General features: G+C 41.2%; 26 protein-coding genes and 1 pseudogene. 7 read left to right on the top strand and 20 right to left on the bottom strand.

The window, feature by feature from the left end:
• Positions 1–9 precede the first annotated feature (9 nt).
• From Q0Y52_RS01230 to Q0Y52_RS01190, 9 genes are all read right to left on the bottom strand, one after another.
• Positions 10–930 carry a DUF58 domain-containing protein gene (locus tag Q0Y52_RS01230; protein ID WP_297816946.1) on the bottom strand — a complete coding sequence of 307 codons (921 nt, stop codon included), beginning with the start codon at positions 928–930 and terminating at the stop codon, positions 10–12.
• 20 nt (positions 931–950) lie between these two features.
• Entirely contained in the window at positions 951–1,988 is a 1,038-nt protein-coding gene (locus Q0Y52_RS01225) for a MoxR family ATPase (protein ID WP_297816944.1), read from the bottom strand.
• Between the two features lie 49 nt (positions 1,989–2,037).
• Positions 2,038–2,736 (bottom strand): DUF4159 domain-containing protein, encoded by a 699-nt coding sequence (locus tag Q0Y52_RS01220; RefSeq protein WP_297816941.1) that lies wholly within the window; start codon positions 2,734–2,736, stop codon positions 2,038–2,040.
• 56 nt (positions 2,737–2,792) lie between these two features.
• A complete protein-coding gene (locus tag Q0Y52_RS01215; RefSeq protein WP_297816938.1) occupies positions 2,793–4,136 on the bottom strand; it encodes a TldD/PmbA family protein in 1,344 nt (447 codons plus the stop codon).
• A 26-nt stretch (positions 4,137–4,162) separates the two neighbouring features.
• A complete protein-coding gene (locus Q0Y52_RS01210) occupies positions 4,163–5,791 on the bottom strand; it encodes a TldD/PmbA family protein (protein ID WP_297816935.1) in 1,629 nt (542 codons plus the stop codon).
• 277 nt (positions 5,792–6,068) lie between these two features.
• On the bottom strand, positions 6,069–6,599 hold the full coding sequence (locus Q0Y52_RS01205; RefSeq protein ID WP_297816933.1) for a GDSL-type esterase/lipase family protein: 531 nt from the start codon (positions 6,597–6,599) through the stop codon (positions 6,069–6,071).
• 2 nt (positions 6,600–6,601) lie between these two features.
• The gene (locus Q0Y52_RS01200; protein ID WP_297816932.1) at positions 6,602–8,326 is read right to left on the bottom strand and encodes a DUF885 family protein; all 1,725 of its coding nucleotides are present in this window, start codon (positions 8,324–8,326) and stop codon (positions 6,602–6,604) included.
• 22 nt (positions 8,327–8,348) lie between these two features.
• Entirely contained in the window at positions 8,349–9,653 is a 1,305-nt protein-coding gene (locus Q0Y52_RS01195) for a Xaa-Pro peptidase family protein (RefSeq protein ID WP_297816930.1), read from the bottom strand.
• 659 nt (positions 9,654–10,312) lie between these two features.
• Entirely contained in the window at positions 10,313–11,122 is an 810-nt protein-coding gene (locus Q0Y52_RS01190) for a glycerol kinase (protein WP_297816926.1), read from the bottom strand.
• A gap of 351 nt (positions 11,123–11,473) precedes the next feature.
• Between Q0Y52_RS01190 and Q0Y52_RS01185 the strand changes: the two genes are divergently transcribed.
• The 3 genes from Q0Y52_RS01185 (at position 11,474) to Q0Y52_RS01175 (ending at position 13,691) form a co-directional block, all read left to right on the top strand.
• A complete protein-coding gene (locus Q0Y52_RS01185; protein ID WP_297816924.1) occupies positions 11,474–11,770 on the top strand; it encodes a hypothetical protein in 297 nt (98 codons plus the stop codon).
• On the top strand, positions 11,767–12,117 hold the full coding sequence (tnpB, locus tag Q0Y52_RS01180; RefSeq protein ID WP_297816922.1) for an IS66 family insertion sequence element accessory protein TnpB: 351 nt from the start codon (positions 11,767–11,769) through the stop codon (positions 12,115–12,117). The genes Q0Y52_RS01185 and tnpB overlap by 4 nt, the downstream gene beginning before the upstream one ends.
• A gap of 77 nt (positions 12,118–12,194) precedes the next feature.
• A complete protein-coding gene (locus tag Q0Y52_RS01175; protein WP_297816919.1) occupies positions 12,195–13,691 on the top strand; it encodes an IS66 family transposase in 1,497 nt (498 codons plus the stop codon).
• 141 nt (positions 13,692–13,832) lie between these two features.
• Here Q0Y52_RS01175 and Q0Y52_RS01170 read toward each other — a convergent pair whose 3' ends face one another.
• From Q0Y52_RS01170 to Q0Y52_RS01140, 7 genes and pseudogenes are all read right to left on the bottom strand, one after another.
• Complete coding sequence (locus tag Q0Y52_RS01170; protein WP_297816917.1) at positions 13,833–14,645, bottom strand: symmetrical bis(5'-nucleosyl)-tetraphosphatase; 813 nt, start codon at positions 14,643–14,645, stop codon at positions 13,833–13,835.
• Positions 14,646–14,650: 5 nt separating this feature from the next.
• Positions 14,651–15,025, bottom strand: a complete 375-nt coding sequence (gene apaG, locus Q0Y52_RS01165; protein ID WP_297816914.1) for a Co2+/Mg2+ efflux protein ApaG — start codon at positions 15,023–15,025, stop codon at positions 14,651–14,653.
• Positions 15,026–15,057: 32 nt separating this feature from the next.
• Positions 15,058–15,873 (bottom strand): 16S rRNA (adenine(1518)-N(6)/adenine(1519)-N(6))-dimethyltransferase RsmA, encoded by an 816-nt coding sequence (gene rsmA, locus Q0Y52_RS01160; RefSeq protein WP_297816913.1) that lies wholly within the window; start codon positions 15,871–15,873, stop codon positions 15,058–15,060.
• Complete coding sequence (pdxA, locus tag Q0Y52_RS01155; protein ID WP_297816911.1) at positions 15,870–16,853, bottom strand: 4-hydroxythreonine-4-phosphate dehydrogenase PdxA; 984 nt, start codon at positions 16,851–16,853, stop codon at positions 15,870–15,872. Before pdxA ends, rsmA begins: the two co-directional genes overlap by 4 nt.
• Positions 16,854–18,149 (bottom strand): annotated as a pseudogene (gene surA / locus Q0Y52_RS01150) (peptidylprolyl isomerase SurA). It lies immediately after the preceding gene.
• A 340-nt stretch (positions 18,150–18,489) separates the two neighbouring features.
• Positions 18,490–20,226, bottom strand: a complete 1,737-nt coding sequence (gene lptD, locus Q0Y52_RS01145; RefSeq protein WP_297816908.1) for an LPS assembly protein LptD — start codon at positions 20,224–20,226, stop codon at positions 18,490–18,492.
• A gap of 1 nt (position 20,227) precedes the next feature.
• Positions 20,228–20,521, bottom strand: coding sequence for a hypothetical protein (locus tag Q0Y52_RS01140; protein WP_297816906.1), 294 nt, complete (start codon positions 20,519–20,521; stop codon positions 20,228–20,230).
• 203 nt (positions 20,522–20,724) lie between these two features.
• On the opposite strand from Q0Y52_RS01140, the gene Q0Y52_RS01135 reads away from it, so the two are divergent.
• From Q0Y52_RS01135 to djlA, 3 genes are read left to right on the top strand one after another with little or no spacing between them, the layout of a single operon-like run.
• Positions 20,725–21,756 (top strand): phosphotransferase, encoded by a 1,032-nt coding sequence (locus Q0Y52_RS01135; RefSeq protein WP_297816905.1) that lies wholly within the window; start codon positions 20,725–20,727, stop codon positions 21,754–21,756.
• On the top strand, positions 21,753–22,436 hold the full coding sequence (murU, locus tag Q0Y52_RS01130) for an N-acetylmuramate alpha-1-phosphate uridylyltransferase MurU (protein WP_297816903.1): 684 nt from the start codon (positions 21,753–21,755) through the stop codon (positions 22,434–22,436). The genes Q0Y52_RS01135 and murU overlap by 4 nt, the downstream gene beginning before the upstream one ends.
• A gap of 9 nt (positions 22,437–22,445) precedes the next feature.
• On the top strand, positions 22,446–23,276 hold the full coding sequence (gene djlA, locus Q0Y52_RS01125) for a co-chaperone DjlA (protein ID WP_297816900.1): 831 nt from the start codon (positions 22,446–22,448) through the stop codon (positions 23,274–23,276).
• A gap of 280 nt (positions 23,277–23,556) precedes the next feature.
• On the opposite strand, the gene Q0Y52_RS01120 is transcribed toward djlA, so the two are convergent.
• The gene (locus Q0Y52_RS01120) at positions 23,557–23,844 is read right to left on the bottom strand and encodes a hypothetical protein (protein ID WP_297816897.1); all 288 of its coding nucleotides are present in this window, start codon (positions 23,842–23,844) and stop codon (positions 23,557–23,559) included.
• A gap of 77 nt (positions 23,845–23,921) precedes the next feature.
• Between Q0Y52_RS01120 and Q0Y52_RS01115 the strand changes: the two genes are divergently transcribed.
• Complete coding sequence (locus tag Q0Y52_RS01115) at positions 23,922–24,665, top strand: choice-of-anchor H family protein (protein ID WP_297816894.1); 744 nt, start codon at positions 23,922–23,924, stop codon at positions 24,663–24,665.
• Positions 24,666–24,719: 54 nt separating this feature from the next.
• Here the strand turns inward: Q0Y52_RS01115 and Q0Y52_RS01110 are convergent, their stop codons facing one another.
• Genes Q0Y52_RS01110 through Q0Y52_RS01100 form a run of 3 tightly spaced genes read right to left on the bottom strand, consistent with a single transcriptional unit; the run spans position 24,720 to position 25,991 of the window.
• Positions 24,720–24,920: an Arc family DNA-binding protein gene (locus tag Q0Y52_RS01110; protein ID WP_297816892.1), complete on the bottom strand. Its 201-nt coding sequence runs from the start codon at positions 24,918–24,920 to the stop codon at positions 24,720–24,722.
• A gap of 6 nt (positions 24,921–24,926) precedes the next feature.
• Positions 24,927–25,124, bottom strand: a complete 198-nt coding sequence (locus Q0Y52_RS01105; protein WP_271861867.1) for a DUF4177 domain-containing protein — start codon at positions 25,122–25,124, stop codon at positions 24,927–24,929.
• 12 nt (positions 25,125–25,136) lie between these two features.
• Entirely contained in the window at positions 25,137–25,991 is an 855-nt protein-coding gene (locus tag Q0Y52_RS01100; RefSeq protein ID WP_366939223.1) for an SPFH domain-containing protein, read from the bottom strand.
• Between the last annotated feature and the right edge of the window lie 84 nt (positions 25,992–26,075).

Here is a 26,075-nt window from a genome sequence, read left to right as displayed (position 1 = left end):
AACATGCCTTCATCTTAATGCTTGCCTAGCGGCTAAAAAACGATGCAGCATTTTATCTAATGGTTGGTCGATGTTGGCAATATAATGTTGAATGTTGAGCTGGTTAAAGGTCTTTTTTATGGAATCTTGCCAGACTTGTCTTGCCGCTAAGTAGTCCATTTTTGCTAAATTTGCCGAGACTAATATTTGTTGCTTGCTTTCTCTGTCTTCAAAACGTATTTGCCCTTTATAGGGGAAGGTCAGTTCATCATCACTTTCCAATTGCATGGCTATGACTTCGGTTCTTTTACCAACCAAGTTTTCCATAAAGTCGATTATTTCATTGTCTTTTTGATAAAAATCACTAAGTACAAAAATGAGACTATTAGATTGCATGTGACTTAACTGGTGTTGTAAAACTTGCGGGGGTGGGAACACCGAACCCGTAAACATTTGACTGAGTTGCACCAGTAATTTTTGCCAGTGTTGTTTACCCGTCATGGCAGGCAAAAAGTGCAGGTTATCGCTCGACAGTCCCAATAAACCGATGGCATCACCTTGTTGGTGTGCGATGTAAGCGATAGTGGCTAAAAGGTGTTTAGCGTAGTCAAACTTATGCCAGCCTTCGTTAGATTCAGATTCAGATTCAGAGCTAGATTCAGACGAACGTTGCAACATAGATGCGCTGGCATCTAACACGAGCCAAATATTGATATTGCTTTCGCGTTCTGCTTCACGCACAAAATATCGGTCGGAGCGCGCAAATAACTTCCAATCAATATTGCCAAGGGGATCGCCAGGCTCATAGGCTCGATACTGGCTGAACTCTACACCTGTACCTCGCTGCACACTGGCATGTAATCCATGTAACAAGCCGTGAGCCACAGTCTTCGCTATCAAAGGCATATCTTTGATACTGGCGAGAACAAGTGGGTCAATAAGTGGTTGCATGCTATCCGCTTTTTAACATATCAAACAGCGGAGGACGATGGGGAAGAAGCGCCAAAAGGACTAACTGGCTCTGCTATGTCTTGTAATAAACCATCCACTACATCATCGCTGCAGATATTCTGCACTTCTGCTTGAAAACTCAACAATAGTCGATGCCTTAAGACCCCATGAGCCACCTGTTTGATATCGTCCATAGTAACGGCAAAACGTTTTGACAGTAACGCATTCGCTTTGGCACATAACACCATAGCTTGACCCGCACGAGGCCCAGCACCCCAGCGCACATATTGATTCACGCATGATGACTGACTATCCCCAGGACGAGTATTGCGAGTAAGTTGATTGATATACACCATCAGTGGTTCAGATATCTCAATATCCCTAACGAGATGTTGCAAGCTGATAATGTCTTGCGCATTGAGTACTGCATTTAACGTTGCTTGAGTATTCCCTGTCGTGCGGCGTAATATTTCAATTTCTTCTAGCTCAGAGGGATAATCCACTTTTATAAACATTAAAAACCGATCAAGTTGTGCCTCTGGTAAAGGATAGGTTCCTGCTTGTTCAACAGGATTTTGGGTTGCCAACACAAAGAATGGCTTAGGCAAAGCATAGCTCGTTCCTGCGTAACTAATACTCTTTTCCTGCATCGCTTCCAACAGCGCTGCTTGGGTTTTAGGTGGGGTACGATTGATTTCGTCGGCTAACAAAATGTTGGTAAATACCGGGCCCTTTTGAAACTTAAAAAAACGCTCTCCTGACTCATGGTCGGTTTCCAATATTTCGGTACCGATAATATCACTGGGCATTAAATCAGGCGTAAACTGTACACGCTTAAAACCCAGCTCGAGCGTTTCTGCTAAGGCATTGACCATGAGAGTTTTAGCAAGTCCTGGCACCCCTTCTAATAAACAATGCCCACCAGCTAAGATACTGACTAACAATTGCTGGATCACCTTTTTCTGCCCTACAATCACTTTGGCTACTTCGTCCTCAACCTGAGTCAGCTTGTCTAGTAATACGAGAATGTCTTGTTTGGATAAATTCTGTGTACTCATTTTTACCCTTAGTGGTTAAAGTGGAAATAGAGGGTGAGTGGCAAGTGCGTCAAGCGGTCATGGCATAAATGACAATGTTGACTGCAAATTTGGTGTTATCCACTTTTAACCAACGTTTGTTTCTAAAGTCGTAATCCCATTCACAGCCAAGGTCTTTATTACTGTACAACACCGCTATTCGTCCATCTATCTCAATGGCTTTGAGGTACTCATGCACCAAATCGTCGCCCCATCCATTCAGTTCTACTGAAGTGCGCGGTGGTCCGTCAAATTCAAAAAAACACGAATACAGTGGGTGATCATTAGGGATCTTCTGCAACGCCTCAGAGCCAAACATATCCGCCATTTGTGCTTCAAAGGTTTTGGCAAACATGCCATCAATATCGTGATTACAATCGTCGACAAAGACAAATCCACCGTTTTCAACATAACGTTGAAAGTGTTGTCTTTCTTGCAAGTTAAACTGCACTAATCTGTGCCCTGCCATATAACAAAATGGGGCGGTTAACATGCTTGGATCAGAAAGCGGTATGACTCGCTCCTGCAAATCGACCCGTAAACTTGTGTACTCAATCAGTGAATTAAGTACATTTGCGGGCATTCGCTCATCTACTTCCCAGTTACCTGATTCGTAACTCAAGCGGGTAAAGTAAAAGTCATATTCACTATTTTGGCTACGCACAGCAAAGGGCAGTGCCGCGCAAACGGCAACCGCACAACCAGAGCGAATAAAGTGACGACGATCCATATTAAAAAAGGATCAACAAATAGCCACAAACAGGCTTAGTGTTTGTGGCTATTTGTTTATACCGCATCAGACAAGCTGCTGAAGGTAAAGTCCCTGATCTTCATTGGTGGGATCATATTACCGTCAATTCGTTCAGGTTTACCTAAGGCTTCTATATTGTTTAACATCACAATCGGACTTTCATTAAAACGGAAGTTTTTAATCGGATATTTTATTTTGCCGTCTTCAATATAAAAAGTGCCATCGCGGGTTAATCCGGTATACAGCAAGGTTTGAGGATCGAGTGAGCGAATATACCAAAGGCGCGTAACCAAAATGCCTCTACGGGTACTTTTAATCATCTCTTCTAAGGATTCGTTGCCCCCATCCATAATAATATTACCACCACGGGGAACGTAAGCGACGCCGGTTTTTTTCGCCCAATAAGGCGAATTAGGCATATTGACTACGGTACCGTTTTTTATCCAATCGGTGCGATTGCGTGGATAGCCATTTCGAGAAAAGGGGGCTGCTGGAGCAATAGGGTGCCTAGGGTCAGTATAAATGTTGACTCTTTCGTCAAACATTTTTTGGCCTAACTTATTTTTAGGTGCCTTTGCTGCATCTTCGCCTTCTTTGAGTTTGTAACTTAAAAAGCTACGTCCTTCATCCGCGCCTCTTTGAGCAAAATTACGCACCATATTGCCTAACAGTCCAACGCTGGCTGCAGGCTCTAAGATTACCGTGTACTTGCCTGGCTCCATCGCTTTAGCATCGACCGAACCTATGGACTTTTGAATGGCAATGCTTGACGCTTTAGCCGTGTCTAAGAGTTTATAATCGCTAAAATTACGTGTGACCCAACCTGAGCCTTTACCGTCCTCGGTGCGAATAGTCACCGAAAAGTCTACGTCTGTAGATTGGTTATAAGCGAATAAACCTTTGTTATTGATGATGGCGCTAAACGTCACAAACTCTTCTAAAAAGCCTGCTGCCACCAATTTGTTCTTTTTCGATGGCACTATGCTGTCTTCGGCAGCTTGCGCTCTATTTTCTGGGGTAACATTCGCTGTTGACTCAAAATAAGTCTTAGAAGTTGTATATTTTTGTGGGCCAAACAAGGGCATGTGTTCTTCGTTTTCAGGTGCCAATTTAGCCAGTTCTTCTGAGCGGCGTACTACTTTTTCAAGTGATCCATCGTCAAACTCATTGATAGTGGCGGTGCCCGTTTTTTTACCAAAGGTGGATTGCACAGCCAATACCAGATCACTTTCTTCGCCTGCGGTAGATACTGTATTTCTGGCATAACGAATATTGCCGCCTATGCTGCCATTTAAGTTACATTCAATTTCGTCAGCTTTAGAGTATTTTAATACTTTGGTCAGTAACTCTTTGGCTTTTTGTTCAGATAAAATAGTCATAATTCTCTTTCCTTCTCAATGCCGACTTACACATTACGCGCAGTGTTGATGACGTTAATGTTGTTGAATCTCGTAGTCGGACAACCATGAGAAACCGCGCTAACCTGTGACGGTTGACCTTTACCATCGAAGAACGAACCACCTACTCGATAATCTGATTTTCCGGCCATTTGGGTGCAACTGTTCCAAAACTCTTGGGTGTTGGACTGATAAGCCACATCTTCAATCTGATCAGTAATTTTTCCATCTTTGATTTCGTAAAATAGTTGCCCACCAAATTGGAAATTGTATCTTTGTTGATCGATTGAGAACGAGCCACGACCGGCGATATAAATACCATTTTCGACATCTTTGATTACATCTTCAGCTGAGATGTCTTGTTCATTAGGTTTTAAAGATACATTGGGCATCCGTTGAAATTGCACATCACGCCAGCTTTGGGAGTAACTACAACCATGTGATTCGTTTTGGTCAATCATATGAACTTGATCGCGAGTCGCTTGATAATTCACTAAAATTCCGTCTTTGACTAAGTCCCAGTCCTTGGTTTTGACACCCTCATCATCATAGGCAACATTGCCTAATGAATAAGGTTGGGTTTTATCTGCAAACAAGTTAACTCTATCAGAGCCATATTGGAATTTTCCACTTTTCCATTTATCTAAGGTCGCAAAACTGGTGCCTGCATAATTAGCCTCGTAACCTAATACTCTGTCCAGCTCTAAAGGATGTCCAACCGATTCATGGATGGTCAACATAAGGTGCGCAGGATCTAACACTAAATCGTATTTCCCCGGCTCGACTGATTTTGCTTTTAGTTTTGCTTTTAGTTGCTTACCTGCAGCAGCAGCATCTTCAACCAAGTCATAGGAGTTGTTATATCCAACGTTAGCACCCGTAATTTTGATTTTATCTTTTTCAAGACCATCTAAATATTCAAAGCCCATGCCCACAGGATTGCCCAAACCGTTGCGTTGTTTAAAGCCATTTTTACCTATTCCAGTGGCATAAAACGGTGCCCATAAGCGGTGCACATCTTGGTCAATATAAGAGCCGTCTGTTGAGGCAAAATATTTTTGTTCATTGACTAAAAATAGCATGGAAGTAATGTAGTTTGCCCCATTTCCCATGGCAGCAGCATTAGCTGTGAGTAACAAATCAGCTTTATCTTTAATGGGTACTTCCATTGCATTTTTCTTGATAGGTGTTTGCCAACTCACATCACCCACACCTTTTACTGGTGCAAGCTTAACTGGTACTGTCTGAAATTTAGAGTTGGCTTTAGCCACCGCGACTGCTCGTTCGGCTGTTTTAGCCACGCTATCTGGAGTCATATTAGACGTTGAAGCAAAGCCCCAAGTACCATTTGTGATTACGCGCACCCCAATGCCCGCTGACTCGGTATTCACAATATTGTCTACACGGGTTTCACGGGTGGTCACAAATTGATTTAGATAGCGGCCAATGCGCGCATCAGCATAACTTGCACCCGCTGCTTTGGCAGCATTAAGGGCAATATCTGCCAGCTTCTTTTTATAGGCTACGTCCATGGGTTTATCTAGCATTTGTTCTGCTGAGATGGCGATGCCAGTTATGGGCAGCATTAATGCCCCCACACCTACACCACCGATTTTAATAAAATCGCGTCTTTCCATTATTGTTTCCTCTGCCGTTGTTTTTTATATTTATTAGACCAGTGTATTGCATTGTTTGAATAGCACTCAATAGGGTAAGGCGAGTTATTTAGTTTGAATACGTAACAAGTCATTACATAAGTGTAAAATTTCACACAGTTGGGCTCTTAAAGGGACTTAGTTATGCTCGACATAGGATAAAATAGCATGGCCCCATTTATGATATTGGGTGGCATTAGGATGAAGTAAGTCAGGCATCACTGATTCCAGTAATACGCCATCTACAGTTAAAAATTGTCTATTGATATCTAACCAATGTATGTGTTTGCCATCGGTAAATTGTTTTGATTAAAGCATTGCTCACATCCACTCGCTGGCGCATGGGTTTATTGGTATTTCGACTTCGGGGGAATATCGCCATAAGCAGTATTTTACTTGCGGGTAACTGCAGCCGTAATTCCTCTAATATTGTTTGAATACCCGCTGCTATGTCTTCTGGTGCATCAAGTCTATGCCCTGCGTTGTTAGTCCCTATCAATAGCACAATCCATTTGGTTGATAGCTGAGCTACTTCACCATTTCTGATACGCCATAAAAGGTGTTCGGTTCTGTCTCCAGCAAAACCTAAATTTACCACGCTGTAATGTGAAAAGTAGCGTTGCCAAGCGCTTTCACCTTCCACTTCCCATGCATGGGTGATCGAATCCCCAAGAAACAACATATCGATAGGCTGGTCGATAGCCTTAAGCGCTGTCAATTTTTGCTTGTGGCGCGCTAACCACCAATCCTCAGTGCGTTTAGTAGGAATAATAGATAAGGGGTTATTCATACTTATTTGGCTTTTTGAGCGATTATCCAATCATTAACCACGTCTTCAAGCACTGCCATAGGCAAGGAACCTTGTCCGATCACAGTATCGTGAAAACTGCGAATATCGAATTTGGCACCCAGTTTTTTTTCAGCTTTAGCACGTAATTCACGAATTTTGATTTCACCCATTTTGTAAGACAGTGCTTGACCCGGCCATGAGATATAACGGTCAATTTGGTTTTCGACTGATTTTTGGGTCAGCGCAGTATGTTGGGCTAAATAATCGATGGCTTGCTGACGGCTCCAGCCAAAAGCATGAATGCCCGTGTCGACTACTAGGCGCACGGCTCGCCACATTTCGTAGCCTAAGCGGCCAAAGTCGCTATAGGGGTCTTGGTAGAAACCTGCTTCTTTACCTAATCGCTCTGAATATAAACCCCACCCTTCACCAAAGGCTGAATGGCTCAGTGTACGCCTAAATTCGGGTACATCTAATTCCATCGCTATAGCATTTTGAAGATGATGCCCAGGTACCGCTTCGTGCAGGCTTAAGGCTTCTAAGTTATAAAGGGGTTGTTGTTTTGGCTCTGAGGTCAAAAAGTAAGTGCCCGGTGTACGATTGTCGGGAGGCGGCATGTAAAATGCGCCTCTTGAAGCTGAACCTTTAATGGTGAAGGTATTTCGTGGTAGATGACCAAAAAAGGTCGGTAACTTGCCATACATTTTCATGGTGAGAAAAGCGGTTTTTTCGAGGACATCTTGTCGGTCGGCTGCATAAAACTGTGGGTCGGTAGCCAGAAATTGTAAAAACTCAGCGTAACTGCCTGTGAATCCTACTTGCTCAATAATCGCCTGCATCTCAACACGAATACGCTTTACTTCGCTTAAACCTAAATCATGGATTTGTTTGGGCGTGGCATCGGTAGTGGTGAAGTAATTGGCTGCGTAGGTATAATATTCTAAGCCACCCTTAGCACTGGCAATACCCGGCTCTTTGCGACAATTAGGCATGTAGTCGTTGACAAAAAAGTCATAAAAATTCTGATAGGCAGGTACCACAGCTGATGTGATTAACTCTATGGCTTGTGTACTGTAAGTACTTTTTTGTTGTTGGTTAAAGGTGCTAGGAAAACGGGTGAAAGGTTCAAATAGTGCACTGTCTTTGGGGTTTTTGACTATGTGTGCACTGATGGTTTGATGATAATTCTTAAAACTTTCGCAGTGATGCACATAACCGGCGGTTAAACCCGCTTTCATCAAATTGATATTTTCTTGATTAAAACGAGGATAGTCGGCCAAGCTAACTAGAAAGTTATCGTAATCATTGCTCGATAAAAATGCCATATTAGCCGGCGCTTCAGCAAAGTAAGTGTGCCAACCACTTAAAAAATTAATTGGGAAATATTTATCTTGATATTGGTGGCTGAGTGCTTCCGTTTCTCGTTCATATTTAAATAAACGGTAATTCATGAGCTGTTCTGCGCTTAAAGCTTTTGTATCAATTTCGCTAAGCGTTTTTAATACCTGAATATTATAAGCTTTTCGCCTAGCCAGGGCCCGTGGCGTAAATTCAGCTAATTTGCCATTAGGTTTCCAGCCATCAGGATCGGTGCGAAAGAATACTTTTTCCTTTTGAGCATGTTGCCAGTGCTGGTCGATGATATGGGTTAAATCTTTATTAGAGTCAGCAAAGGTGTTCCAGCTAAGGGTTGCGAAAGTCAATGTGGCTAAAACTTTATTAAACATGAATGTTCTCTTATTTTTATTATTAGATAGCAAGAGTAGCCAGTTTACCAATAGGTGAGGCCAGAGAGTCAGGTGGAACGGTAAACCACTGGATGCCTTTGTTTGTCATATACACACAATCCTCTAAACGCACCCCAAACTCACCAGGTAGGTATATGCCGGGTTCATTAGAAAAACACATGCCCGGTTTTAAGGTTTCGGTTTCGCCATGGACAAAATTAACGGGCTCATGACCTTGCATACCTATGCCATGGCCTGTTCTATGGGAAAGTCCTGGTAATCTGTAATCAGGGCCTAAACCTTGTCGCATATAATAAGCGCGTACTGCATCATCCACTTTACCCGCGGGAGTGCCAAGTGTGGCGGTTTCAAAGGCAATACGTTGGCCTTCTCTAACCGTATTCCAGATTTTTTGTTGTTTTTTACTTGGCTCTCCAAACACAAATGTTCGGCTAATATCAGATTGATAACCCTCAACACTGCAACCACAATCCATCAACACTATTGATCCCTCGCGGATAGTTTGTTGTTGATTAGTACCATGAGGGTAGGCGCTGGCTTCGTTAAATAATGCCATATTCCAAATATCGCTACCGCCCAAAGCAGATTGCGCTGAAGACATTAAGTCTTTTACCTGTGACTGGCTCATGCCTAATTCCAGTTGTGACCAAACATTCGCATAAGCGGTTAGGGTAATTTCATTCGCTTTGTGCATCAATTGTAATTCGTGTGTGTCTTTAAACATGCGACAGCCTAAGGTAATAGGCTCAGCACTGACATCTTGCATCTTGGGTAACAGCGACATGATTTCGCGCTGCACAAAATAGCGCACCGAATCTTCAAAGGCGAGGGTGCCTTGGGTGATCTTTCGGTCATACAGTATTTGTTTGACTCGTTCAAAAGGGCTTTCGTGCTCTTGCCAAACGCGCACGTCCTCACCAACTGCAAGGCTTTCCCGAATGCTGGGCTCTTCAAAAAACGGGCAAACAACGGCTATTTCGCCTTCATTCGGGATCACCACTGCTGTGAGTCGTTCACTGCGCCACCACTGAATACCGCTAAAATAATCCATAGCAGCACCAGGCTCTAATATCATGGCTGCAATATTGTGTTTTTGCATTAGCTGTTGGGCTTTTGCAATGCGCGCCTTGCGTTCTGTGACTGAAATAGGCTTGACGTTGTCGGTTAAGCTTTTTAAATCTTTATTTTTGACACTCTTAGCAGTTGTGGTAGCAGTTGTTGTGGATGCCATGGCCCTTTGGCCAAGAGGCAACGCTACTAGGGTAGCGCCACTGGCTATTAAAAATTGTCGTTTACTCAATTTCATGTTTTGCCTTGTCAGAATGAAGTACATTATTTCAAAATACAGACTATTACAAATAGTCTGTATTTTGAAGATATTTACCTCATCTGTATTAGCAGAATATTGCGATACCCGTAGCATTACTCATACCACTTTCGGGTTTTTAATTGATAAGAAAAAGTAAAGGTTTACTGATAGTTTGATAGCTGAATGATATTGACAAGTCCCCATTTTATTTAGACATTGTTTAAACTTTTTTTCTGATACCCCAGCGGGACTCTCTTCAAAATATCTAGCCGTTCAGACTGATACAAGCCATATCTTTGATAAATGTATATGGTTTTCAAAATAAAGACGTTTCGACCTTGCTGTTTGCTTGAAGCGATACGCTAGATCATTGAATGCTTGTAAGTTTGCAACATCGGGTAGACTTCTAGCCCATCCAAACCTGCTTTATGCAAATATTTAGCAATACTGATCTTGAATTTATATTGTCAGTGTTTCACAAGATACTAAAAAATAAACGCTATTTAACATTTATATTAGGGTTTTTTATAAGATTTCTGACCAAAGGTAACGTGCAATGGGAAGTTCAACCAATGAAGAAAGGGATCCAAGTCAAAAATAGGACTCCAATACCGCGCGGGGTCCAATGCAAGTCAGAGCATGCAGGTAATCTTTATCTAATAAGCCTGCACCCCAAATTTTAATAACATTCGAGGTAAAATATCATCTAAATTTTGCACATCAGTATCATCAAGTTCAATAAGTTTGAACCCATACTTTTTGTAGACGGCTAGTTTCTTTGCTTTGCGGGCAAAATACTTAGGATCATCATCATAACCCCAATACTCAATATAGACTTTGCCTGTGGGGATATAGAAGTCACAATAGACGTTTTCTTCAATGGGTAGCTTGTGTTCATAAGCATGGATTATTTCAGCCATATACAGCCAGTTATCAATCAGCATTTCAGCTTTAGAACGAACAAAATGCCCGTCAGTCGCTCGGTGTTTGGCTTCAACATTTTCACTATAGCCCATTGAGGTTGATGCGGTCTTAGTATCGTCAGATGAGCTAGGTGATTGGCTTGTTGAACCTGTAATATCGTCTATGGAGCTGAGCAGTAATCTTGATTGAGTGATCGACTCTGGCCATCTAACATAAGGCACGCCTGAACGAGTATCTTCACTTTGAATTGCGCCTTGTTTGAGCCCCTGAACGGTTGCGATCCAACCCTTTAAACTTTTATTGACCCATCCAAGCTCTGAAAAGAGATAATTCAACTTGTTGGCAGATATGGCAAATTCTTTGGCTATCTTAGTCGAACTCACCAGCTCAACTGGGATATCAGGACTTTGGTGAGCAGGTAACTGAGTTAAATCAAAATTTTCAGGCCATTCAATGTAATCACCTAATTTTACAGAGGTCTTGATCCTGCCACCGGCCAGCTTACCTTTTGCAGTTAAAGCCCATTTATCAGACTCGCGCACAATGTGGTTAACTTCCTGAAGCTTAGCGAAAAGAGCCTTCGGCTCGAGACTAAGGCGTTTGGCAGTGGCAGTGGTAGAAAAGTAATTGATGATTCATTTCCTAAACTAGATGACAGTGAAATAGTGTATACAAATAAAATAGCTATCGGCAATAGAGCTATCTTTTGAATGTTTATTCTCACGGCCAATTTTACGGAAAATCCTATATTTTTGATTTTTCCTCGTCTCAAATCTCACCGAATATTTTTTTATAATTGGTCTGCTACTTTATGCGTAAGCGTCCGGTGATCCACGCCTAGCAGTCATCCATTATTCATTCGAAAATACTTCCTCACTGTAATGGGAGGTATTATGAAGCATAAAACACTAGATGAATGGCAGAAATTGATAAGCCAACAACAAACGAGTGGGTTAGCCATTGTTGATTTCTGTAAAGAGCACAGAGTTAGCACATCAAGTTTTTATAAATTTCGTGGGCGATTACAACAGCAAGTTAACCCGCCTCGTTTTGTAAAAGCTAGCAAGTCTGCTATCGACGCGACTATTCAACCATCAGTATCTGTCAGATTGGGCGAGGTTTCGTTATCTTTTTCGACGTCTTGCGAGCCTGTTTGGTTGGCAAGTTTCGTTAAGGCACTGCAATCATGAGAATGTTCGTTGAGCCAGATGACATTTATTTGCACCTTGAGCATGTTGATTTTAGAAAGTCGATTAATGGCTTGCTGGCGATTATCGAAAGTGAATTAACATTAAACGCATTCTCCGGTGCATTATTTATCTTCTGTAACAAAAAACAAGACAAACTCAAACTCTTATACTGGGATAAAACCGGGTTTGCATTATGGTACAAACGGTTGGAGAAACAACGCTTCAAATGGCCTAAGTGTGGCCAACTCAAACACACTAATTTGAGTGAGCAGCAGTTAACATGGTTGCTCGGTGGCTATGATGTCGTTGGACATCGCAGCTTGGATTACACGGCCTCTGGGTTATAACGTACGATCATAAGTAGCATTTAACGATCACGTTTTAATCTAATTGAAAACAGTCACTTAGGGTTATAATAAGTGACATGAATAAAGCCCAACTACGCCAACAAATAGCCGAGCTTAGCAAGCAAGTTGAACGATTAGAAAGTCGCAATCAGTTTCTTGAAGAGCAGTTTCGTCTTGCCCAACAAAAACAATTTGGGGCGAGTAGCGAAGGTCACCCTGGTCAAGGTGAATTGTTTAATGAAGCAGAAGAGCTGGTTGCTGAAACACCTGTCGAAAAAGAAGACATCAGCTACACACGCAATAAACCTAAGCGTAAACCATTACCAAAAACATTACCTCGTGAAGTGGTTATCCATGATATTGCACAGGAAGATAAAGTCTGTGCTTGCTGTAACAATGAATTGCACAAGATAGGTGAAGACAAGACTGAAAAGCTTGAATTCATCCCTGCTCAAGTTAAAGTGATAGAGCATGTTCGTCCTAAGTATGCGTGTCGTGTATGTGAAAAGGACGGCATTAGCAATCACATCAAACAAGCACCGGTGCCACCTTCAGTTATCCCTAAAGGTTATGCGACACCAAGCTTACTTAGTCAGGTAATCACCAGTAAATATCAATTTGGGTTGCCACTGTATCGTCAAGAAGCGATGTTCAAACAATACGGTATTGAACTGAGCCGCAAAACTATGGCCGATTGGATGTTGAGGTGCGCTGACTTGCTCACACCGCTATATGACCATTTACACGAATTGATACTTAAGCAAGGCGTCATTGCCGCTGATGAAACCACCTTAAAAGTCGTCAGCGAAGATAAAGCGAAATGCTATATGTGGGTGTATACCTCAGGCGCCGACTCACCTGAAGGGAAATTACCCAATACTGACATCCCAAATATCGTGCTGTACGACTATCAATCGAGTCGCGCGGGTCAATGTGCCGTGGATTATTTACAGGGTTACAACGGGTATCTACAAGTGGATGGCTATGCGGGTTACCACAAAACCCAAGCGACACTCGCAGGCTGTTGGGCCCATGCGAGACGTAAATTCGTTGAAGCCAAAACCGCACAGGGCAAAAAATCTAGCGGCAGAGCCGATTGGGCACTTAACCATATTCAAAAGCTGTATCGTATTGAAACGCAAATAAAAGCGAGTGCACCTGATAACAGGCGGAAAGTAAGGCAGGAAAAGAGCACTATATTGCTCAAACAGTTCGAAGCGTGGCTGATAAAATCAGAGTCGCAGGTATTGGCAAAAAGCAAATTAGGCGAAGCCATCACCTACTGCTTAAATCAGTGGAGTAAACTCAACACTTACACCCAATATGGTCACCTGAACATCGATAATAACCGCGCTGAGCGCGCGATAAAACCCTTCGTCATAGGCAGAAAGAACTGGTTGTTTAGTCAAACGGCCAAAGGCGCTAAGGCCAGTGCCATACTGTACAGCATTATAGAAACTGCAAAGGCAAACGGACTAACGCCGTTCGACTATATGATGCATTTACTTGAACAAGTCTCGGTTCAAAACACCGATATCGAGCCACTGCTACCATGGCGATTTGCTAAAGACTAGGTGGGATTGCCGGACGCTTACCTTTATGCAACTACATCTTATTCATTATTATGAACGCGAATGGATAATAATTTCTATTCTTAATACTTGTATTTTTTAGGCTAATGTTCAATAAATTGTATTGGTTTCGAGTGATTTTACTTAATCTTGATATTTTATAGAAAATATTTTCCCACTTGGCAGCCTTTGTATGGTCATGTTTTGTCCCCAAACATAGCCAGTATCTAGGGCATGAAATTGTTGAAGTTTAGTGTTTCCATTCAGTGAAGCCCAATGTCCAAATACCACTTTTTGGTTTGTTTTGAGTTTTTGATTTTTTATATTAAACCAAGGTGTTAGGTGATCAGGCGCTAAATCTGGTGACGTTTTACAACTAAAATCAAGTTCATCATGATGTTTAATAAAACGCATACGTGTCATGGCATTGACAATAAAGCGAAACCTTTCTGCGCCTTGCAATGACTTTTTCCAAGTTGAAGGTTCATTTCCATACATGTTGGCTAAAAATGCTTTCCAATCGTTTGAGTGCAATTTCTCACTGACTTCACTGCTAAGTTTAAGTGCTTTTTTTACTGACCATTGAGGATATAGGCCTGCATGTGTCACTAACGTATCTTGGTCGGCCATCAAAGCGAGTGGTTTGCACTTCAACCAATTGATATGTGTTTTGAGTGTTGGACTGGCGAGTAATGTGTCCAAATTATCATTGGGTTTTGCCTTGCGAATGCCCGCGTAAATGGCTAATAAATTTAAATCATGATTACCTAAAACTGTATCAAAACTGTCTTCTAAAGAATACAGGTAATCCAGTGTTTCAAGCGGTTGGTTGCCGCGGCCAATTAAATCTCCCACTGCAATTAAGCGGTCGTTAATAGGTGAAAATTCGACTTTTCTAAGAAGTGCCTGCAACCCCTCAAAACAACCTTGAATGTCCCCTACAATATAAGTAGCCACAAGTGTTAATTAACTACGTTAGGAACAGCCAAACTAAAAACGCTGATAGCTGCTTCAAAATGGTCGCCATCTTTTTGTTGCATTTCGTAGTAGCCTTGCATCGTTCCCACTGGCGTATCTAATACTGCGCCACTGGTGTAGTTAAAAGACTCACCAGGGTAAATGTGGGGTTGTTCACCTATCACACCAGGACCTTGTACCTCTGTTTTTTTACCATTACCATCAGTGATAAGCCAATATCGATTAATAAGCTGTACTGGATGTTGACCATTATTTTGGATGGATATTTTATACGCGAACGCATACTTATCTTTATCGGGTATCTGGTTTTTTAGATACTCAGTCTTAACTGTAATCTCAACTTTATTAACTTGCTTCATCTGTTATTTGACACTGCCATACACTTTGAATTTTATATTAAAGAGTCTACCGCATTGGCGATTTTTGCATACTGTTGTAACGATAAATTTTCAGCACGTAATTCGGGGTTAATGTCTATATCGATGAGTTGTTGTTCGCTTAGGCTCTCTTTTAAGCTATTGCGAATAGTTTTGCGCCTTTGGTTAAATGCTTGGGCACATACTTTATGCAAGGTGTCTTCGTTGATCAAAGATACCGGTTTTTGCTGATGGGGAACAAGCCTAACTACTGCTGAGTCTACTTTAGGGGGAGGATTAAATGCACTTGGTGGCACTTGTAATACAGGTATTATCTGGCAATGATATTGTGCCATAACAGATAAACGACCATAACTTTTATTACCTGGAGAGGCGGCTAAGCGATTAACCACTTCTTTTTGCAGCATAAAATGCATATCTTGTACTTTATTGGCAAAAGAGAATAAGTGAAACATCAAGGGTGTTGAAATATTATAGGGTAGGTTACCGAAAATACGCAAAGGTTTATCATCTGATAAGCTGTCTTGGGATAGTAGCTGAGAAAAATCGAATTTTAGTGCATCGGCTTCAATAATGGTCAATTTGCTAGCAATAAAAGGATGGGTTCTTAACCTAGCGGCTAGATCCCTATCAAGTTCAATAACAGTGAGTGAATCTATTAATTCGCAAACTGGCTCAGTTAACGCACCCAGCCCCGGGCCAATTTCAACCATGTGTTGATCTTTTTGAGGCCCGATGACAGTAACTATTTGGTCGATGATATAGTTATCATGTAAAAAATTCTGTCCAAAACGTTTTCTTGCTGTATGCCCTAAATGTTGTTTAGTCATTCTTTTTGCGCTGCTATTGATATGGCTTTTTCGATGGCAAGATTAAAGCTGCCGGCGTCTGCATGACCGCTACCGGCTAAATCTAATGCTGTACCGTGATCCACAGATGTACGAATAAAAGGTAAGCCCAAAGTGATATTAACGGAAGCTCCAAAGCCCTTATATTTTAATACAGGGAGTCCTTGATCATGATACATAGCTAACACAACGTCAGCTTGTTCTGAGTATTTCGGATTAAAAATAGTATCAGCGGGTAAAGGCCCTGTGATATTCAATCCCTCTTCGCGCAAAGCATCAAGTGCGGGTATGATAACCAATATTTCTTCTTTGCCGATGTGCCCATTTTCACCAGCATGAGGGTTTAAACCACATACAAAAATATGGGGGCGTTTGATACCAAACTTCAGCATTAAGTCGGTATTGACTATGCGAAGTACTTTGTGAAGACGCTCGAAGGTAATCGCTTTAGAGACATAAGCTAAAGGAATATGGGTGGTGGCAAGCACGACTCTTAGTCCTTCTGTCGCTAACATCATGACTACATCATTGGTGTTAGACTCATGTGCAAAAAACTCAGTATGACCACTAAAAGAGATGCCGGCATCATTAATGATGCCTTTGTGCACAGGGCCTGTCACTACCGCATCAAATTCACCATCTATATTTTTTTTACATGCTTGGCGCAAAGTCTCCACTACATAATGGCCGTTTTCGCTATCTAACTGACCGCTGATAACGGGCACTTTAGTTTTGATATCGACTAAAAATAATTGCCCAGCAGGCAAAGTGTGCGCAATGCTTACATCATATGGCACTAAGGTAATGGTCAGGTTGAGTTGTTTAGCACGTTGCCTGAGCATGTCGCCATCAGCAAAAGCTACCAATTGTACTGACCATTCTTTTTGGGCAAGACCCAACAGCAAATCTGGACCAATTCCCGCAGGCTCACCAGGGGTAATGGCCAACTTTAATGGTTTCAATTATTCGCCTTGCTGCGTTAATACTTCGATATAAGCACTGGCACGTATTTCTCTCAACCATACCTCAGATTCCTCGGAAAATTTACGTTGAAATAACAACTGATAGGCTTTTTCTTCTTTGCGTTTTTGAGTCGCATCACCTAAACGTTTGCCGGTTAATTGCATCAGATGCCAACCGTATTGAGAGCGAACAGGATCACTGATTTCGTCCACTTCTAATTTATTTAGGGTAGCTATGAATTCAGGCACATAGATGTTTGGATCTGCCCAGCCTAATTCTCCCCCTTTTAACGCAGATCCTGAGTCGGCCGAATGCTCTTTGGCCAATGCTGCAAAGTCCGCTTCACCCGCCAAAATTTGTCCACGAAATTCTTTGAGCATTTTTTCTGCTTTTTCATCGCTTAAGATTACAGATGGTGTGATTAGAAAGTGTCGTGCGTTTACCTCGGCTATTTCGATCTTTTCGATACCACGAAGGTCTTTTTACCTTCAAAATATGAAAACCCGCGCCACTTCTAATCGGACCTATTAAGTCGTCTTTGGATTTTTTTTGCACCGCTTCGGCAAATAAGGTGGGCATGGAGTTGATATTCATCCAGCCCATGTCGCCGCCTTCTAACGCCAGAGAGCCACCTGAAGAAGCCGTGGCAATTTTTGGCGAAATCTGAACCTTTATTAAGCAGTTCAATTACTTTATTGGCTCGGTTTTTAGCCTGCTCTATATCTGTATCTGTTGGCTCAGGTGGAAACTCAATTAAGATATGCCCCAAGTTGTATTCCGCTTGTTCATCGCCTTGTTCATCAATTAAGGTGACTAGATTATTAATTTCTTGTTCGGTAATGTAAACACGGCGGCGTACGTTGGCACGGCGAACTTCACCTAGTATGAGTTCTTTGCGTATCTCTTCGCGGTAGGTGTCATAGCTGACTCCTTCTTGGGCGACTTTTTCACGAAACTGGGCAATCTTCATGTTTTCGCCCTGAGCAATATTCAGAATAGTTTGCTCAAGCTGTGGATCACTGATCTGGATCCCCATACGTTCTGCCATTTGTGTTTGCAAATTATCAATGATCAGTTTTTCAATCGCTTGGGTGCGCAAAGCTCGGTCAGAAGGCAGAGATTGGTTATTAAGCACTGCATTAAGTTTTACCACTGCTATTAATTCAGTTATCTGACTCTCTAAACACCACACCCTGATCCACAATCACGGATACGCTATCTAATAGTTCAGGTGCTGCCTCTGCCTTGATAGATAAGAAAGAGCTGATTAAAAGGGCTACTACTATTAATTTCATGTTTATCTTTACTTTTTTAGTTAAATGCGTTTGATAGATTACGCGGGTTGGTATGTCAAAAGGTTAGCAACAATTAGTTTAACTCAAACCCTAAATAGTTCAATACATAAGTCTGTCTGTAACCAAACAACCTTCACTTTAGTCCATTACATAAGATCTGTCTAATAACCAAACAACCTTCACTTTAATTCATTGCATAAGATCGTTAATAACCAAACAATCTTCACTTTAGTACAATACATAAGGGCGTCTATATCCAAACAACCCATCTCTTAATAAGTTTCGACTGGTGAAGTATACATGAAAGCCCGACTCAAATTCAGTGGTACTTTGTGCCCCATTATTGTCGAAACGGTTGCTTAAATAACGTTGAGCCACCAAAACTGACATTCCAACAACATGATTCATATTGCAAACCGGTATAACTCTCCACTGTCCTGTTCTGTTCTAAGTCATGATACCAGCGGCCCACCCATTGCCAATTTTTTGCTAAGGACCAACTGGCTGTGATACCCACTTGATTAATTTTTTCTGAGGATAAATCCCTAACATACCGATGGTTTATTTGAATAATCTTGTTTTTGGAAAGTTGATATTCCAAAGATAAACTACTACGTTCGACTCTATCGGTAATTGTTGAAACCTGAGCCTGGGTATGGGCAAACCACTTACTCCCTATTTGCCAATCTAGTTCTGCCGCTAATGCCGAACGGTCATCATTTTTAGATGCATCCACCACTTGATTATCTTTTAGATAAAATATTTGTCCTAAGCTTAATTTAAAACGCTCTTGGTTATTATTATCAATAAACCTTGATGTTATACCGACAGTAATTTGATTGTTGTCGCTGATACGATCTAGGCCTGTAAATTCTTGCCCTCTAAATAACCCCGCAAAGTCATTAAAAAGCCGAGTCGTATCATATTGACCAATGTTGCTCTGGTCTTCAAAGCTGGTGTATAAGTATTGGACTTTAGGTTCAAAGGTTTGGGTGGCCTCTGTTCCAAACCAACTTGCTGGCCTTTCAAACGCCAAGGAACCATAAACTTTGGCTTGACCCAAAGTGCGGGAAATATTTTTTTCAAGCGTTGAGTTTTGAACGTTTTTCTGAAGATATCGAGTATGCAAGATAGTTGCTTCTGCTAAAAATTCACTCCATTGATTTTGAAACGGATAACGAACTGTAGGCGCTATATGAAAGCGCGTTGCGGTTGGGTTATCTAATTCAGCACTTTCAAAGTAGGCTAATTCTGAATTCAGTTGGAATTCGGCGCCTAAGCCGATTGGCGTTAAATAATTGAGTCTTATTTCGGGTAATGCACGATAACTGTCCGGGTGGTCGCCTAGTACTTCAAAGTCTCTAAATTGCGCCGTAAAATCTAGGCTCTGTGAAAAGTAACTCAGACCTAGTGTTTTATATAAATGGGTGTCGGCTCGATTGTAATAATCAGAACCTAAGTCAACAATATAATTGTCGTCACTCAGACCGTTAATATCAGCATTAATCTGCCAATTTTCACCAATCTTCCCACTGTGCACAAATCGATAAAAATATCGCTCGGTATCATCGTTTAGGTCTTGGTCGCTTGGTAAATACTCAATATTTACCTGGCCAGTATGTTCCTCGGTTAAATATCTGAATTCAGTTTTAAGCTGCAATCCTCTTTCGGTCATAAACCTTGGGCTAAAGGTTAAATCATAGTTGGGCGCAATGTTCCAATACACAGGTTGTTCGACACTTAACCCCGTGGAACTATTACTAGAAATACTTGGGTAGAGGATACCAGATTGTCTTTGGTCATTAATTGGGAAGGAAAAGTAGGGTAAATATAACACTGGTATGTCTTTAATATAAAATCGTGCGTGTTTTACCACTCCTCTAGATTGGTCGGGTGAGATTTTTATATTACTTGCTTGGATACGCCACACTTCATCGTTCACTGGGCAAGAAGTAAAACTCGACTCTATAAGATTAATACCTGTATTTTCGCCAATGCCAATTTTTTCTGCCTTGCCGTGACCTTGCACCTTGTTTAGCTGGTACAAAGATTTTTCAATGAGTAATGCATTTGTCACTCTATTCAGCTGCATTTTTTTGACTGGATACAGTGATGTTATTGTCTTGGAAACTCACATTGCCAGTGGCATTCAAAGTTTGGGTTTGACGATTGAGTAACGCTTCGTCCGCTTTAATTTTGGCTTCAAAGCTATCGATTTCTACTTTGCCTTTGAATCGAGCAAACGTATCTTGGTTGATTTCACTATCTTCAGACTTGACTTGAATTTGCCCTTCAAGCAGCGAATTATCGAAATTAGGCCCAGCCAATGGAACAAAACAGGCTTCTTGAGCATCGGCTAGCCCAATCGACATAAGCAGAAGACTGATAAATAAGATTTGTTTGTTTTGTATACTAGGCAAGTACAAAGTGACCTAAGGTTGGGTTTAAAACAACGTATTAACGTATAATTTTAAGGTTTCAATGGGATTTACCAGTAAACTTGCAAAAAAACCTATATTTCGCCATTCTTACCTTTAATTTAGCAGCAAACATCGTTCAATAATAAGAGATCCCCTTGGAAACACCGTTAACTTTCAAGCAACTTCGACAACAACAATTACATATATGGATTAACCAAAATACTGACTTCGATTGTCAATCGTTAGAAATAGTGGCTGGAGATGCCGGTTTTCGTCGATATTTTCGATTCGTTCATCATGAGCAGTCTATTATTGCAGTCGATGCGCCTCCAAAAAGTGAAAATACTAGCCAATATATTGCTGTGGCGCAAAGTTACCGAGAAAAAGGGATAAATGTACCCGAAATATACGCCTACGATCTTGCACAGGGATTTTATCTTCAGCAAGATTTCGGTCATCGCTTGTTTAGTGATATTTTAACCGTTGATTCTAGTGACCTGCTTTATCCCAAAGCACTGGCCAATATTCCCATTATTCAAAGTTGTTTATCTACTGAAAAAGGGCCATTGCCAGTTTTTAACGACGCATTTATCGACAGGGAGTTAAGTCTTTTTACAGATTGGTTATTGGGTCAATATCTGCAGTTACGTTTGACGGTTGCAGAACAAAATATGCTCATCAAGGTGTTTACTGAAGTCAAAAACACATGCCTGATACAACCTAAGGCAGGCATACATAGAGATTACCACTCACGTAACTTAATGTTGCTTGAAAATGATGAAATAGGGGTGATTGATTTTCAAGATGCGGTAGTTGGGCCTATTACTTATGATGCAGTTTCGTTACTAAGGGACAGTTATCAAGACTGGCCAAAAGTAAAAGTGTTGCAGTGGTTACAAAATTGGCATGCAGAATATTATGTGCAGTACCCTTGGGCTGAATTTAAAATGTGGTTTGATTGTGTGGGGATGCAGAGGCATATCAAGATTGCAGGGATCTTTGCTCGTTTGTGTATACGCGACAATAAACCAAGTTTTCTTGCAGACATTCCTCATACTTTGGATTATCTGATTGATGAAGCCAGTCAATACCCTGAATATTCTGAGTTCGCTATTTTTGTTCGTGAACGAGTGTTGCCTGACGTCTTGCTAAAATTAAATGCAAAAAATAAAGCTACCTCATCATGACGCTTAATACTGCGATGATTTTAGCTGCAGGTAGAGGTGAGCGGATGCGGCCTTTAACTGACTCAGTTCCTAAACCGCTATTAAAAATAAAGGGTAAAACCTTAATTGAATATCACCTTGAAGCACTAAAACGTTCAGGGTATGAGCGAGTTGTTATTAATCATGCATGGTTAGGTCAACAGATTGAAAGTGTCTTGGGTACGGGTGAACGTTTTGGTTTGGACATACTCTATTCTGCCGAGCGCCAAGCATTAGAAACGGCCGGAGGCATCAGCAACGCAGTGCCATTGCTCTGTCCAAATAAAGAGGATGAACTATTTACTGTGGTCAATGGCGATATTTTTACTGATTTTGACTTTGACACATTACCTACTTATTTACCCAAAGGGGTTGAGGCACACCTAGTGATGGTTGATAATCCAAATCATAATCCTGGTGGGGATTTTTATTTTACTGGACATGATTTGCACCCTGAACAAGGCTGTAAAATGACTTTCAGTGGAATAGCCGTTTATCACAAAGGTTTTTTTGCACAGATAAATGCTGACGTTAAACCTTTAGCACCTATGTTGCGAGCAGCTATCAAGCAGGGGGTAATCGGCGCGCAACATCTTACTGGACATTGGACAGACGTCGGCACACCCCAAAGATTAGCCGAATTAAATAAAACAAATAGTTAACGGAATCAGATGATAGGCAAAATATTAGGTACCATTTTTGGGTTTATGTTTGGACGCATTCTGGGCGCAGTTTTAGGCTTTTTTGTAGGGCATATGTTCGACAAAGGGTACAGCAAAAACTTTAATCAAACCGGAGGTTTCAACCGGTTTTTTGCTAGTCAGGATGAATTTAAAACCCAAGCTATTTTTTTCCACTGTCTGTTTTCGGTTATGGGGCATGTTGCCAAAGCGGATGGCAAGGTGAGTGATGTCGAAATACGTATGGCTAGCGCCTTGATGGATCAGATGAATCTTGAAGGCGATATGCGCAAAGAAGCACAACAAGCTTTTAGAGAAGGTAAAGCTGAAGACTTCGCCCTGAAACAAACGGTTCAAGAATTTAAAGAGTCCTGCCATGGTCGCCGCGATATTTTACAGGTGTATTTAGAAATTTTAATTCAAGCGGCTTATGTTGACGGGAAATTAGATAAAGCCGAACAAACTATTTTAGAGACAGTGTCTCAATATTTAGGTTATAGCCATCACGATTTATTCTACTTAATGTCAGCATTTGAAGCAGAAATGCGTTTTAGACAAGGTGGCGGTGAAAAACAAAAAGCCAATGGACAAAAGTATTCGTCCCAGGAATCCTTGGATGACGCGTATAAAATTCTCGGTATGACAACGGCCGATGACGATAAAAGTATTAAAAAAGCCTACCGTAAGTTGATGAGTGAACATCACCCAGACAAGTTAGTCTCTAAAGGTTTACCCAAACAAGCGTTGGAGCTAGCAAAAAATAAAACCCAAGATATTCAATCCGCCTATGAAATGATCAAGGAAAAACGCGGCTTTAAATAATGTTCCTAGCTAGTTTTAGGAACAATTATATCTTTTAGATTATTCACTTATTCTGATGGCACAGTAGGATGTTTGCTTCGCCAGCATGCAGTCATTGATGAGCCTGTCTTATTCATCAATGGGCTGAATACTGCAGGGGTGAGTCCCATGCTAGCAACGCGCCCCATTTCTAAAGTAATACCTGATGCGAGTCCAAAGTTTGCAACCCTACTTTAAAAGCTATGGTGCACGACAAGGCTTCGTCCATGGCGAATAATTTTGCTGTGCCATAATCCAACACTTATCTGAGTATATTTTTTACCAATATCCACACCAACACAACTAACACCGCGCCTATGTTGAGTAAACTATTGCGGCCTGCAGCTGTGATTACAGTAATTATAATGGTGATACCCACCCTAGATAACTTCGGTATAGCGCGATCAACTATTGAAAAACATCCATGTAGGAAGTGATTAAATAACAAACCAGCCGTTATTGGTAACATCAGAATTTTAATGATGCTTAATATCATCGCCTTAGCATACATTGGCAAAAACTGATCGGCAAATAGCGATATAGAGAACATAGTTGATTAAGGGTATCTTCAGTTTTTGTTCATGTTTTTTATTCCACACTGAGCTTAAGTTTGGAAAGGAACATGAAATGAAAAAATTAAAGTTGTTAGTGTTAAGTGGTTTATTTTTATCTAGTCTGACATGGGGTAAAGACAATGAAAGTTGGAGTGCCCAGTCAACTGAAAAACAATTCGAGCAGACAAGTAGGGTGATTTACAAAACGTCACATGATAATCAGAATAATCTGTTGTCTATTACTCCCAATGCTAAGTCTAAAACAGCGACTAGCGATAGTCGTAAAAAGGATACACAGGCTAAAATCTTGACTGTCAGGCCAGAAGCAAAGTCATCGAACCAAGAATTTTGGATTTTTGATGCATGGGTCGAATTATATAGTGATCACGACAGAGACGGCTATTTTAACTACTTTTCGGTGGAGTTCGACGCCGATACCGAATATAGCTTTGCAGAAGTGTATGCCAGGTTATATTTAGGTAAAGATGAGGTGTTCAAGGAATATCATACTACTGTTAACTTCAGCATCTTTTATGACAACAGTGACGATAGTTTTGTGGTGGAAAGTGAACTGTTAAACGGTTTTCCTTCCGCTGAATATGAGGTGTTAATTGAAATATACGACGCATCCAGCGATGAACTAGTGGCTGTTTATGATGGTAATAACGACGCCGATTTATATTTGTTATCTCTTGAAAGCAAAGAATACGAGTCAATTCAGGTAGTGGTTATTCGTGAGCATGGTGGCAGCGCCAGTTTATGGAGTTTTCTACTGTTATCCTTATTACTTGTTATGCGCCATTATAGACGAGCTTAATTGGGTTAACAGCGAAAAGCTAACAGTGCTGACTTTATTAGGTTTAAAGTCAGCCTAACTGGTTTTTGGATCGTTAGCATCGACCACTTCAGTGGTGACTTTTTGCACCAATTTGACACGACTGTGTTTCACTAGGGAGTCTCTGAGAATATACTCGATTTGGGCATTGACGCTCCGTAGATCATCATCTGCCCAGCGTTGCATAGCTGCCAATACGTCAGCGTTTATTCTAAGAGGAAAAGCTTTTTTTGACACGTTTACCTACCTAGGTCGTTTAAGCACCGCTTGGATATGAGAGCCCCCCCAAGCACTGGCTGAAGGTATACTGCAACTGACTAGTTCCCAGTTTTGCCTACCCAATTCATTTAGACTGTTTTCAAAGCCATTGACATCTGGTTCAGTAATAATGAACCCTTTGGCCTTAATTTTTGAATTCACTACCTTGTATTCCCACTGCATATCCGATGTTCCTCAATATAAACTACCGCTATTGATGATGGGTTGAGCATTCTTATCACCACATAATACCACTAACAAATTACTGACCATCATAGCCTTGCGTTCTTCGTCAAGTTCAACCACACCTCTCGATTTGAGTCTATCCAGTGCCATTTCAACCATACCTACTGCACCCTCCACAATCTTGCTGCGAGCAGCAATTATAGCGGTAGCTTGCTGACGCTGTAACATGGCGCTGGCAATTTCTGGTGAATAAGCCAAGTGACTAATTTTGGACTCAAGTACTGTTAACCCCGCTTTACCCAGACGTTCTTGGACTTCTTGTTTCAACATTTCAGAAATATGCTGAGGATGACTGCGCAAGGCAATGTCAGTATTATTATCATCTTGCGGATCGTAGGAATAGCTGCTGGCCATATTCCTAAGGGCTGATTCAGTTTGAATGGTGACGTAACTTTCATAGTCATCCACCTCAAACATGGCTTCCGCTGAGTCTGTTACAGACCAAACGACTATAGTGGCGATTTCTATTGGGTTACCTAAGTTATCGTTCACTTTAATTTTGGTTGATTCAAAGTTACGAATTCGTAAAGACACGGTTTTACGCATAAAAAATGGGATGGTCCAGCGCAGGCCATTACGTTTTTCTGTGCCCACATAACTACCGAATAAAGTCATGACTTTGGCCTGGTTCGGTTGCACCATAAAGAAACCCGCCCAGCAAATTAGAACAATGATGGAGCAAACAATACTGACAGGGATAAATATTTTGTTTGCGAGCATAATGCCAAAGCTAACTTGTAATAAGGGTAATACGACAAAAAAAGCCAAGTACCCATTAATCGAAAAACCTTTTTTTTCAGTAATCATGAAAACTCCTTTATGATATCATTGTGATGTCACTGTGAGATTAATGTGGTTTTATTAAAAAAGCAAGCTGCTTGTTAAGTA

The sequence above is a fragment of the uncultured Paraglaciecola sp. genome, from assembly GCF_943787955.1.
In the GTDB taxonomy this organism is placed as follows: Bacteria; Pseudomonadota; Gammaproteobacteria; order Enterobacterales; family Alteromonadaceae; genus Paraglaciecola.
The sequence above is the reverse complement of the archived record's forward strand: the minus strand, read 5'-3'. Positions and strand labels throughout refer to the sequence as shown.